Here is a 12,645-nt window from a genome sequence, read left to right as displayed (position 1 = left end):
AGGAGTTACATTTTGAAACGTCTATTCAAGAAAAACCAGATTATTATCACAACACTCGCGATTATGATTGCGGTTGCCGGATACCTGAACTATTCCGGTCGCATTTTTGGCGAGTCAGGAAAAGCAGAGGCGACAAATGGTGAACTTGCAAATCAGGAGCTGCTTGACATTACTTCGGAAGACGGAGCGCAAGAAACTGCCGGTGATATTGAAAGTCAGGATCAGGAAGTGGCAGACGGAACGGTGGAAGGAACGCCGGGAGAAGCAGTGCTTACCAATGGAGATGTGACAGGAGTTGTTGCGGAAGCGAAGGTGACAAGAGAGCAGGTGCGTGCAAAAAATAAAGAAACTTTGCTTGAGATTATAGATAACACAAATTTGTCAGATGAACAGAAACAAGATGCGATCAACCAGATGATTGCGATGACGGAACTTGCGGAAAAAGAGGCTGCGGTTGAGACGATGCTTGCATCGAAAGGGTTTTCAGATACCGTGGTAAGTCTGACGGCGGAGACAGCTGACGTGGTAGTAAACAGTGCGGAACTGACAGATGCTAACCGTGCCCAGATTGAGGACATTATCACAAGAAAAGCAGAAATCGCTCCGGAAAATATTGTCATCACACCGATATACAGTAAAGACAGTGCGCAAAAAGAGACAGAGAAAAATTCTGAGAATGAATAGATTTTTGTTTGCAGAGAGATATTACTTGTGATAGACTAAATAAGTATGTATAGAATAATAAAAAACAGGAGATTATTATGTCAGGAATTACAGATGAGATAAAGAAAAGAAGAACATTTGCGATCATATCGCATCCCGATGCAGGAAAGACAACGTTGACGGAAAAGTTTTTATTATATGGTGGTGCAATCAATCAGGCAGGTTCAGTGAAAGGAAAAGCGACTGCCAAGCATGCGGTGTCGGACTGGATGGAGATTGAAAAAGAAAGAGGTATCTCGGTCACTTCCTCCGTGCTCCAATTCAACTATGATGGATATTGCATCAATATTTTGGATACGCCGGGACATCAGGATTTCTCGGAAGATACTTATCGTACATTGATGGCGGCAGATTCTGCCGTCATGGTTATTGATGCATCGAAAGGTGTGGAGGCGCAGACGAGAAAATTGTTCAAAGTATGTGTGATGCGTCATATTCCGATTTTTACATTTATCAATAAAATGGATCGTGAGGCAAGAGATACGTTTGATCTGTTGGACGAGATTGAAAAGGAACTTGGAATTGCGACATGTCCAGTCAATTGGCCGATTGGTTCCGGAAAAGAATTTAGAGGTGTATATGACAGGGAACACCGGGAGATAGAGTTATTTTCCGATACACAAAAAGGAACTTCTATCGGGGAAGTAAAAAAGATCGCATTGGATGACCCGTCGGTGGAGACAATGATCAGTGAAGAACAGCTGGCTCAGCTTACGGATGAAGTGGAACTGTTAGATGGTGCAAGTGCGGAGTTTGATATGGAACTTGTGAGCAAAGGAGAATTGTCGCCGGTATTTTTTGGATCGGCTCTTACAAACTTTGGTGTGGAGACATTTCTTCAGCATTTTCTTCAGATGACAAGCTCTCCCCTTCCGAGAATCTCGGATAAAGGAGTTATTGATCCTATGACAGAAAAGGAATTTTCCGCATTTGTATTTAAGATTCAGGCAAATATGAATAAGGCTCACCGTGACAGAATCGCGTTTATGAGAATATGTTCCGGAGAATTCGAAGCTGGAATGGATGTGTTTCATATTCAGGGTGGGAAAAAAGTGAGACTTTCTCAGCCACAGCAGATGATGGCAAGTGAAAGAAAAATGATCGAAAAAGCATACGGTGGAGATATCATTGGTGTGTTCGACCCGGGAATTTTTTCAATTGGAGATACGCTTACCAATTCTCCTGAGAAATTTGCATACGAAGGAATTCCGACTTTTGCACCGGAGCACTTTGCCAGAGTTCGCCAGGTGGATACGATGAAACGTAAGCAGTTCATCAAGGGAATCAATCAGATCGCACAGGAAGGTGCAATCCAAATTTTTCAGGAATATAATACCGGTATGGAGGAAATTATAGTAGGTGTGGTAGGTGTCCTGCAATTTGATGTGTTAAAATACCGTTTGGAAAATGAATACAATGTGGAGATTCGAATGGATACGCTGCCATATGAACATATCCGCTGGATCGAGAATAAAGAAATTGACTTAGATAAAATTGTGGGTACTTCTGATATGAAGAAGATTAAGGACTTAAAAGACAGACCGCTTTTATTGTTTGTGAACAGCTGGAGCATACGTATGACACTGGAGCGCAACGAAGGGCTGGAGTTATCTGAGTTCGGAAAATAGTTTACAAATTTCCCTATTTGCAAACGGATATAAATTTGTTATAATAACAGGAGATAATTCCATCTCTTGGCAAGAGACGGCAATCCAGACTAGGAGGTTTTGAATCATGGGAAAAGACGAAAGAAATAGTTATACAATAAAGGCAGATGATAATCTTGGAGAAGTACAGATTGCAGATGAGGTTGTTGCAATCATTGCAGGGCTTGCAGCTATGGAAGTGGAAGGTGTCGCTTCGATGGCAGGGAATGCAACGAGAGAACTGATCAGCAAGCTTGGAATGAAATCTTTATCCAAAGGTGTGAAAGTAGATGTGCTTGAAGGTGTAGTGACAGTTGCGCTGGCGCTGAATTTGAAGTATGGCTACAGCATCATGGATGTTTCTGCCAAGGTACAGGAGAAAGTAAAAGCTTCGATTGAGAATATGACAGGTTTGACAGTTGCAGATGTGAATATTCGTGTAGCTGGAGTGGACATGGAAAACTAGATCTGTGAAGACAGAATGGGAATCAGAGTGGAGTTTTAGCTCCACTCTTTTTGGTTGCCAAGAGGGAATCACATGTAGTATAATAATCAATAATGCAAAAAAATAGAAAATCCAAAGAATAAAGAGGTAGAAAAATGAATAGATCAGAACTTAGAGAACATATTTTTAGAATGTTATTCCGTATAGAATTTAACAGCGAAGAAGAGATGAAAGAACAAGAAGACCTCTACTTTGAATTGCTTGGCGAGACTGACGAACAGGATAAGACTTATATTTTGAATAAATATAAAGCTGTTGTCGACAAAAAAGAAGAGATTGATGGACTTTTGAATGAGTATACAACAGGCTGGAAGACATCTCGTATGAATCGGGTAGATCTGACAATTTTAAGACTTGCGGTTTATGAGATGAAATGGGATGAGGAAGTTCCGACCGGTGTGGCAATCAATGAGGCGGTAGAACTCGCAAAGAAATACAGCAGTGATGAAGGCCCTTCGTTTGTCAATGGTGTGCTGGCAAAGCTGGCGGAATAAGGTGATATGATGCGCAATGTGTATTCTGTTGGACAGGTCAATGCCTATATCAAGAATATGTTTACACAGGATTTTATGCTGAACCGGATTTATGTGAAAGGGGAAGTGTCAAATTGTAAATATCATACGTCCGGGCATATTTACTTTTCACTGAAGGATGAGTCCGGGATGATCGCATGTATTATGTTTGCAGGACAGAGAGGCGGTTTGCCATTTCGGATGCGGGAAGGACAGCAGGTAATTGTGCTTGGCAATATAACCACATACGAGAGAGATGGGAAATATCAGCTCTATGCAAAAGAGATTATTCTAGATGGAGCCGGAGCACTTTATGAGAGATTCGAGGCATTGAAACAGGAACTGGGCGAGATGGGAATGTTTGCCGAGGAGTACAAGCAGCCGATTCCGAAGTTTGCAAGAACAATCGGCGTTGTGACGGCGCCTACAGGCGCGGCGATTCGGGATATTATCAATGTTGCAGGCAGAAGAAACCCGTATGTGCAGTTACTCTTATACCCTGCATTGGTTCAGGGAGAAGGGGCGGCTGCAAGTATTGTAGAAGGAATTGCGGCGCTTGAAAAAAAAGGAGTAGATTTGATCATTGTAGGGCGCGGCGGTGGTTCTATAGAAGATCTTTGGGCGTTTAATGAAGAAATTGTTGCGAGAGCTATTTTTGAATGCCGGATTCCGGTTATTTCAGCGGTGGGGCATGAGACGGACACAACTATCGCAGATTATGTGGCAGATTTGCGGGCGCCAACGCCTTCTGCGGCGGCTGAACTTGCGGTGTTTGAATATGAGACATTTTTAAACGGAGTTGAAGAATATCGAATAAAGATACGTAAAGCAATACATCAGAAAGCAGAATGGGAAAAGATAAAAACCGGGCAGTATGCATTGAAATTAAAGTATCTGCATCCGCAAAATAAACTGCGGGACAAACAGCAAAGAACGGTGGAATTGGAAGAGCGGCTCAGACAGACAATGGAAAGAAAGATTGACGATAAAAAACGCCGATTTGGTTTTTATATCGAACGTATGAAAGGACTTTCGCCGCTGGCAAAGCTGAATCAGGGATTTGCTTATGTATCAACGGAAAATGGCAAAGTGGTGAAGACAATCGCAGATACGGCAAATGGAGAGACACTGAATGTATATGTGACAGACGGTGTGATCAAAGCAAGAGTAGAAGATACGCATAAGGAGGAACATTGTGGAAGCAGAAAATAAAAAAGATCAGACTCTGGAGGACGTATTTGAACAGTTAGATGAAGTAGTAAAAAAATTAGAGGGAGAAGCTGTTTCGCTTGAGGATTCTTTTCAATTGTATCATGAAGGAATGGAATTGCTGAAGATATGTAATGATAAGATTGAGACGATTGAGAAAAAAGTAATGATATTGGATAAAGATGGTGAAGAGCATGAATTTTAAGGAAGAAAGAATCGGAAAAATAACAGCGATAGAACAGATTTTAAAAAAATATCTGCCGGTCAAAGAAGGTCTCCAAAAAGAGATCATGGAGGCGATGGAGTATAGTCTTCTAGCCGGTGGAAAACGTCTCCGGCCGATGCTGATGAGAGAGACATATGTATTGTTTGGCGGTGATGAGGAACTTATTGAGCCGTTTATGGCAGCGATTGAGATGATTCACACGTATTCACTTGTACATGATGATCTTCCGGCGATGGACAATGATGACTACCGCAGAGGGAGAAAGACTACACATGTTGTGTACGGTGAGGCAATGGGGATTCTGGCGGGAGATGCACTTCTTAATTTTGCCTTTGAGACGGCTGTAAAGGCGTTTGCAATGTGTCCGCAAAAGAGCATAGAGATTGGTCAGGCGATGAGAATCCTTTCTGAGAAAGCTGGAATTTACGGCATGATCGGGGGACAGGTAGTCGACGTCAAGAGTGCAGGACAAGCTGTTTCCAAAGAAGTGTTGGATTTTATTTATGAGCTGAAGACAAGTGCTCTGATCGAGTGTGCTATGATGATCGGAGCGGTGCTTGCCGGCGCTTCTGAGACAGAAGTGCAAAAGATAGAACAGATTGCAAAATATGTGGGAGTCGCTTTTCAGATACAGGATGATATTTTGGATGTGACAAGCACGGTGGAAGTGCTTGGAAAGCCAATTCACAGCGATGAAAAGAATGAAAAGACGACATATGTGACGTTGCTTGGAATTGAAAACGCAAAGGAGGCTGTGGAGAGCCTTTCCATGGAAGCGATTCATTTATTACACAGCATTTCAGGGGAAAATCAGTTTTTGGAGATGCTTTTAAAAGAATTAATTTACAGAGAAAAATAAAAGGGGTGCTCTTATGGTATTGGAGCGAATTCAAAAAGAAGATGATATTAAAAAACTAAAGGAAAGTGAATTGGATACGCTGGCAGAAGAGATTCGTCAGTTTTTGGTTGAAAAGATCAGTAAAACGGGAGGACATCTGGCTTCCAATCTAGGTGTAGTGGAACTGACGATGGCGATGCATTTGGCGTTTTCACTTCCGAAAGATAAAATTATATGGGATGTGGGACATCAGGCATATACACATAAGATTCTAACAGGAAGAAAAGCAGGATTTGATGATCTGCGTAAGTACGGGGGGATGAGCGGTTTCCCGAAACGAAAAGAAAGTGCATGTGATGCATTTGATACGGGACACAGTTCTACTTCAATCTCGGCAGGACTGGGATATGTGGAGGCAAGAGAGATACTGAGAGAAGATTATCAGGTCATCTCAGTGATCGGAGACGGTTCTCTGACCGGAGGTATGGCTTATGAAGCGTTGAATAACGCGTCTCATCTGAAGAGCAATTTTATTATTGTATTAAACGATAATCGGATGTCGATTTCTGAAAATGTCGGAGGAATGTCGAACTATCTGGATGGAATCCGCACAGCACATGCCTATACAGATTTGAAGAAAAATGTAGAAAAGACATTACAGAAAGTGCCGTGTGTTGGAGATCAGATCGTGTCACATATTCGAAAGACAAAAAACAGTATCAAGCAATTGCTTGTACCTGGGATGTTGTTTGAAGATATGGGAATCACTTATCTGGGTCCTGTCGACGGTCATGATATCAAAAAATTATATAAAATTTTTCAGGAAGCAAAGAAGATTGACCATGCTGTGCTTGTCCATGTCTTGACAGAAAAAGGAAAAGGATATCTTCCGGCGGAAAAGATGCCTTCCAAATTTCATGGGACAGGTCCGTTTGATATTGCCACTGGACAGCAGAAATCTTCTGGTGACAAAGACACATATACCGATGTTTTTGCAAAGGTGATGTACAGGATGGGAAAAGAGGAGCCAAAGCTTGTTGCAATCACTGCAGCGATGAAAGACGGGACGGGTCTGACACCGTTTGCAAAGAAATATCCGGACAGATTTTTTGATGTCGGAATTGCAGAAGAGCATGCGGTTACTTTTGCAGCAGGACTTGCAGCAGCAGGGCTAAAACCTGTATTTGCTGTATATTCTTCCTTTTTACAGAGAGGGTATGATCAAATGATACATGATGTCTGTCTGCAAAATTTGCCGGTCGTCTTTGCGGTAGATCGGGCGGGACTTGTCGGAAATGACGGGGAGACACATCAGGGACTGTTTGATCTTGCATATTTAAGCGGAATCCCGAATATGACAGTGATGTCCCCGAAAAATAAATGGGAGTTTGCGGATATGATCCGGTTTGCAATCGAATTTCACGGACCGATCGCCATCAGATATCCAAGGGGAGCGGCGTATGACGGACTGCAGGAATTCCGGGAGCCGATCGTATATGGGAAAAGTGAAGTTATTTATGAGGAACAGGACATCGCAGTTTTTGCTGTTGGGCATATGATGGAGACTGCGGAGGCAGTGTGTGCGCAGCTAAGAGAAAGAGGATATCATTGCAGTCTGATCAATGTGCGCTTTGTCAAACCATTTGATCAGGATATCCTGAAACAGATGAGCAGAGCACACAGACTTTTTGTGTCGATTGAGGAAGGCCTTTTAGATGGCGGATATGGCGAGAAAATTGCCAATTATGCTGCAAGAGAAAGAATGGATGTCTGCGTATTGCAAAATGGTATTCAGGATGAATATGTGGAACATGGTAATGTGGAGTTGTTGAGAAAAGAAGTGCATCTGGATGCGGATTCGATTGTTGAGAAAATTGTTGCAACATATGACGCATTGAAATGAAGATGATTTAGGAGAGTATATGAAAGAACGATTAGATGTATTACTGGTAAAAAGGAATTTAGCAGAGTCCAGAGAAAAGGCAAAGGCGATCATTATGTCCGGTAATGTGTTTGTGGAAGGACAAAGAGAGGATAAAGCAGGGACAACATTTTCGGATGAAGTGCAGATTGAGATTAAAGGGCATACGCTTCCGTATGTCAGCCGTGGAGGCTTGAAGCTTGAAAAGGCAGTTGCCAATTTTGACGTCTGTCTGGAAGGGAAAGTCTGCACGGACGTGGGCGCTTCGACTGGTGGTTTTACAGACTGTATGCTGCAAAACGGGGCAAGAAAAGTGTTTGCCATTGATGTCGGAAAAGGACAGCTTGCGTGGAAATTAAGACAGGATGATCGTGTTATCTGCATGGAGAAGACAAATATCCGTTATGTGACACCGGAGGATCTGGGAGAAGAAATTGATTTTTCTTCGATTGATGTCTCCTTTATTTCACTTACAAAGGTATTGCTTCCGATTCGGAATTATTTGAAAGAGGATGGTCAGATCGTGGCACTGATCAAGCCGCAGTTTGAGGCTGGAAGAGAAAAGGTAGGAAAGAAGGGTGTAGTACGTGAAAAAAGTACGCACTATGAAGTGATTGAGATGGTGCTGTCCTATGCACTGTCTATCGGATTTTCAGTGCTAAATCTTGACTTTTCTCCAATCAAAGGTCCGGAAGGAAATATCGAATATCTTGTGCATTTGCAGAAAACAGAACAGACAGATAGAATCGAACACGTGGAGATTGACTGGAAGCAGATTGTGGAGAATGCCTTTTCCACATTGGCAAAATAAAAATAGAGGATAGAAGATGGATAAGTTTTATATCATTACAAACCAAAGCAAAGACAGGGAGCTTGTGACAACACATCGGATTCAACGATATATCGAACAGCATGGCAGACAGTGTATTGTAGCGTCAGATGGTAAGAGTGTGCCAAAGGATACGGAATGCGTCCTGGTACTTGGCGGCGATGGAACTTTAATTCGTGCTGCAAGAGAATTGCGTACCTGCAAAGCACCGCTTCTTGGGATTAATTTGGGAACGCTTGGGTATTTGACGGAAGTGGAAGTGCAAAATATTGAGCAGGCACTGGAGCAGCTTTTTGAAGAGACTCCGGAGATTGAGGCAAGAATGATGCTCAAAGGAGTTCTGAATAAAGGTCAGGAAGATGTAGCACTCAATGATATTGTTGTGGGAAGAGCAGGAGCTCTTCGGATCATTCATTTTAATATTTACGTGAATGGAGAACTTTTGAATTCATATCAGGCGGATGGAGTGATTATTTCTACCCCAACCGGCTCGACCGGATATAATTTGTCTGCCGGTGGTCCGATTGTAGAGCCTACCGCATCTATGATTGTTGTGACACCAATCTGCTCTCACGCCTTAAATACAAGAAGTATTGTGCTGTCGGCTGAGGATGAGATTGTTGTGGAGATTGGAAAAGGAAGAGATAACCGGACAGAGATTGCAGCAGTTTCGTTTGATGGAGAACAAACAATTGAAATATATACAGGGGATCAGATTGTCATAAGAAGGGCGGAAGATACCACGAAACTTTTTAAGCTGAGCAAAATAAGCTTTTTAGAGACGTTGAGGAAAAAGATGAAAGGAAGCTGAAAAAATGAAGGGAAAAAGACATGCAAAAGTAGTTGAGCTCATCAATAAGCATAATATAGAGACACAGGAGGAGCTGGCAGAGCGCTTGAATCAGGAAGGATTTCAGGTGACACAGGCAACAGTTTCCAGAGATATCAGAGACCTGAAGCTGACAAAGGTTCCAACTGAGGGCGGAAGACAGAAATATACGATTTTGAAGACACCTGAAACGGCGATGAGCGAGAAATATATGAGGGTTTTAAAGGACGGATATGTTTCCATGGACATGGCTCAAAATATACTGGTGATCAAAACTGTTTCCGGCATGGCAATGGCAGTGGCGGCGGCAATTGACGCGATGAATTGGAATGAAGTAGTCGGTTGTATTGCAGGAGATGACACGATTATGTGTGCAATACGGACGACAGATGATACAGTGAACGTGATGGACAAAATCAGAAAAATTGTAATGTAAGACAAGATGTGTCAAAAGAGAGTCTGGGAGAAAGAATATGTTACATAATTTGTATGTGAAAAATCTTGCATTGATTGATGAGATTGAAGTGGAATTTACAAAGGGGCTGAATATTTTGACAGGGGAGACAGGCGCCGGGAAATCAATTATTCTTGGTTCTGTCAATCTTGCATTGGGAGGAAAATATTCCGCTGATATCATACGAAAGGGTGCAGAATATGGATATGTGGAACTAACATTTTTTGTGGAAAATAAGACACAGGAGGAGGCGCTGAAAAGAAAAGATATTTTCCCGGAAGATGGAGTCGTTGTTCTTAGCAGAAAACTTATGAGTAAGAGAAGTATCAGTAAGATCAATGGCGAGACGGTTCCGATTGCGCTTTTAAAAGAAGCAGCGTCGATTTTAATCGATATTCATGGACAGCATGAGCACCAGTCCCTGCTCTATAAAAAAAATCATCTGACAATTTTAGATGCATTTGCAAAAGAGAACATTAAGCAGGTGAAAGAAAAGCTTGCAAAGGCTTATTTGATTTACAAAGAGCAGAAAGAAGAGCTTGAAGAGGCGTTGACAGATGAAAAGGAACGCAATAAGGAGATCGGGTTCTTAGAGTTTGAAATTCAGGAGATCAGACAGGCGAAGCTTTCAAGACAGGAGGATGAGACACTGGAGGAAACATATCGCCGGATGACGAATGGAAAGAAAATCGTGGGAAATTTGGAAGAGGCATATGAGTACACCGGTGGAACGAACTCAGAGACGGCAAGCGAGGCAATCAGCAGGGCGCTTCGTTGTATGCAGGAGGCGGCAGGCTGCGATGAGCAGGCACAGGATATGTTTCAGCAGCTTGCGGAGATAGATAGTCTTTTGAATGATTTTAACCGAGAATTGTCAGACTACAAAATGTCCTTTGATTTTTCGGAAGAGACGTTTTTTGAAGTGGAGACACGATTGAATGAGATCAATCGTTTGAAGGCAAAATATGGAAATTCTATTGAAGAGATTTTAGAATATTGTGATAAAAAAGAGGAAAGGCTATTAAAACTGCAGGATTATGATGCGTATCTGGCGCAGTTACAAAAAAAAGTGGAAGAGACCGAAGCAGAAGTAAAACACTATTCTAACCAGTTGTCTTTACTGCGGAAAGAAGAATCCGTAAAGCTTGCAGAAGCGATTCGAAAAGGGCTTCGAGATCTGAATTTTTTAGATACGCAGTTTGAAATTGTGTTTCGTGAGCTTGGGACTTATACAGTTCAGGGGACAGATGAAGTTGAATTTATGATTTCCATGAATCCCGGAGAACCGGTGAGAGCGCTCGGCGATGTTGCATCGGGAGGAGAGCTGTCAAGAATCATGCTCGCAATTAAAAGTGTGATGGCTGAGAAAGACCAGATAGAGACATTGATCTTTGATGAGATTGATGTGGGAATCAGCGGAAGAACCGCTCAGAAGGTTTCTGAAAAGATGTCTTTTATCGGACGAAATCATCAGGTGATTTGCATTACCCATCTTGCGCAGATTGCAGCGATGGCAGATGCACATTACGCGATTGAAAAGCAGGTGGAGGATGGTGTCACAAAAAGTAAAATTTTCCGATTAAGTAAAGAACAGGAAATTGAAGAGCTCGCCAGAATTCTTGGAGGTGCAAAGATTACAGATACTGTTATGCAAAGTGCAGCTGAGATGAAAGAATTGGCAGAACGTACAAAATAATACCAGAGTGAAAAAAAAGAGAATATCACATACTAAAACAGATGCATTTTGCATCTGTTTTTTTAGCAGGAGGACATGTGATATGAAAAAACGCTGGTATAGAAGATTTTTAATAATGGTATTGTTGTTTGGCCTGTTTGTGGGAGGCGGATTTAGTATACGGAATGCAAAACAGATGTATTCTAAGGAAGAAGTCAGCGCAAAAGCGGCATCCGGTGATCTGTTGATACCGGGTGGAATGCCCATTGGCATTTATATGGAGACAGATGGTGTAATGGTTCTTGGAACAGAAGCGCTTGAAGGGCTTGACGGATTGAATTATGAACCGGCCAAACATCTGGTAAAGGCAGGGGATTACATTGTTGGTATCAATGAAAAGCCGGTTGCAAATAAAAAAGAATTGCTGGAGGAAATAAAGAATCTTACATCTGAGGAAGTGATACTGAAAGTGCGAAGAAAAGAGGAAGTAATTGAGGTAAAGATGAAACCGGTAAAAGTGACTGAAAAAGAATATAAGCTCGGAATTTGGGTAAGAGATAACGCGCAGGGACTTGGCACCATCACATTTTTGACTGGGAACAGCGAATTTGGAGCATTGGGACACGGAATTCATGATGTGGATACAAATGAGCTGCTCGATATTACGGATGGCACATTATACGAGACGAGTATAAAAGATATTCAAAAGGGAGAAAGTGGAAATCCGGGCGGCATGGAAGGGATTATCGTCTATAACCGCTATAATATATTAGGGAAAATTGCAAAAAACACAGAGGCGGGAATTTATGGAACCGTAGATAAGATTGACGCTCTGTTTGCCGAACAGACACCGATGACAATTGGAAAGAAAGAAGAGATACAGACAGGGGATGCCTTTATTCGCTGTGCGGTGGATGGAACTGTGAGAGATTATCAGATAAAAATTACAAAAGTAGACTTATTTTGTAAGGAAGTGAACAAGGGAATTGTGCTGGAAGTCACAGACCCTGAATTGTTGGATCTGACTGGGGGAATTGTTCAGGGAATGAGTGGCAGCCCAATCATACAGAACGGAAAACTTGTCGGAGCAGTAACTCACGTGTTTGTACAAGATGCGACAAAAGGATACGGAATATTTATAGAGAATATGTTGAAAAATATAGAATAGAAAGAGAAATGTCGAAATATTACGACGACATTCGCTTGCACGCCAAAATGACGGAAGATATAATAGGATTTGTGATTGAAAACAGAGATTAAGAGTGTAGGAGGACAATA

13 protein-coding genes are annotated in these 12,645 nt (G+C 42.0%); all 13 read left to right on the top strand.

Going from position 1 to position 12,645, the window contains the following annotated elements; translation table 11 throughout:
• The first annotated feature begins 12 nt into the window (after positions 1–12).
• Positions 13–684, top strand: a complete 672-nt coding sequence (locus BQ5364_RS10455; protein ID WP_004613857.1) for a SpoIIIAH-like family protein — start codon at positions 13–15, stop codon at positions 682–684.
• Positions 685–761: 77 nt separating this feature from the next.
• The gene (locus BQ5364_RS10450; protein ID WP_004613856.1) at positions 762–2,351 is read left to right on the top strand and encodes a peptide chain release factor 3; all 1,590 of its coding nucleotides are present in this window, start codon (positions 762–764) and stop codon (positions 2,349–2,351) included.
• Positions 2,352–2,457: 106 nt separating this feature from the next.
• The gene (locus BQ5364_RS10445; RefSeq protein ID WP_004613855.1) at positions 2,458–2,835 is read left to right on the top strand and encodes an Asp23/Gls24 family envelope stress response protein; all 378 of its coding nucleotides are present in this window, start codon (positions 2,458–2,460) and stop codon (positions 2,833–2,835) included.
• A 134-nt stretch (positions 2,836–2,969) separates the two neighbouring features.
• Positions 2,970–3,368 carry a transcription antitermination factor NusB gene (gene nusB / locus BQ5364_RS10440; RefSeq protein WP_004613854.1) on the top strand — a complete coding sequence of 133 codons (399 nt, stop codon included), beginning with the start codon at positions 2,970–2,972 and terminating at the stop codon, positions 3,366–3,368.
• A gap of 9 nt (positions 3,369–3,377) precedes the next feature.
• Entirely contained in the window at positions 3,378–4,598 is a 1,221-nt protein-coding gene (xseA, locus tag BQ5364_RS10435; RefSeq protein WP_044987730.1) for an exodeoxyribonuclease VII large subunit, read from the top strand.
• The gene (xseB, locus tag BQ5364_RS10430; RefSeq protein ID WP_004613852.1) at positions 4,582–4,800 is read left to right on the top strand and encodes an exodeoxyribonuclease VII small subunit; all 219 of its coding nucleotides are present in this window, start codon (positions 4,582–4,584) and stop codon (positions 4,798–4,800) included. The genes xseA and xseB overlap by 17 nt, the downstream gene beginning before the upstream one ends.
• Entirely contained in the window at positions 4,790–5,680 is an 891-nt protein-coding gene (locus BQ5364_RS10425; RefSeq protein ID WP_004613851.1) for a polyprenyl synthetase family protein, read from the top strand. Before xseB ends, BQ5364_RS10425 begins: the two co-directional genes overlap by 11 nt.
• 13 nt (positions 5,681–5,693) lie before the next feature.
• On the top strand, positions 5,694–7,562 hold the full coding sequence (dxs, locus tag BQ5364_RS10420) for a 1-deoxy-D-xylulose-5-phosphate synthase (protein WP_071144263.1): 1,869 nt from the start codon (positions 5,694–5,696) through the stop codon (positions 7,560–7,562).
• A gap of 19 nt (positions 7,563–7,581) precedes the next feature.
• Positions 7,582–8,391, top strand: coding sequence for a TlyA family RNA methyltransferase (locus BQ5364_RS10415; RefSeq protein ID WP_071144262.1), 810 nt, complete (start codon positions 7,582–7,584; stop codon positions 8,389–8,391).
• Between the two features lie 16 nt (positions 8,392–8,407).
• On the top strand, positions 8,408–9,220 hold the full coding sequence (locus BQ5364_RS10410) for an NAD(+)/NADH kinase (RefSeq protein ID WP_004613848.1): 813 nt from the start codon (positions 8,408–8,410) through the stop codon (positions 9,218–9,220).
• Positions 9,221–9,224: 4 nt separating this feature from the next.
• Complete coding sequence (gene argR / locus BQ5364_RS10405; protein ID WP_004613847.1) at positions 9,225–9,674, top strand: arginine repressor; 450 nt, start codon at positions 9,225–9,227, stop codon at positions 9,672–9,674.
• Positions 9,675–9,711: 37 nt separating this feature from the next.
• The gene (recN, locus tag BQ5364_RS10400; RefSeq protein ID WP_071144261.1) at positions 9,712–11,388 is read left to right on the top strand and encodes a DNA repair protein RecN; all 1,677 of its coding nucleotides are present in this window, start codon (positions 9,712–9,714) and stop codon (positions 11,386–11,388) included.
• Positions 11,389–11,470: 82 nt separating this feature from the next.
• On the top strand, positions 11,471–12,535 hold the full coding sequence (gene spoIVB, locus BQ5364_RS10395; protein WP_004613845.1) for a SpoIVB peptidase: 1,065 nt from the start codon (positions 11,471–11,473) through the stop codon (positions 12,533–12,535).
• The last annotated feature ends 110 nt before the right edge of the window (positions 12,536–12,645 follow it).

The sequence above is a fragment of the Coprococcus phoceensis genome (assembly GCF_900104635.1).
Lineage (GTDB): Bacteria > Bacillota > Clostridia > Lachnospirales > Lachnospiraceae > Faecalimonas > Faecalimonas phoceensis.
Note: the sequence above shows the minus strand (reverse complement) of the source record. Positions and strands in the feature narration are given on the sequence as shown.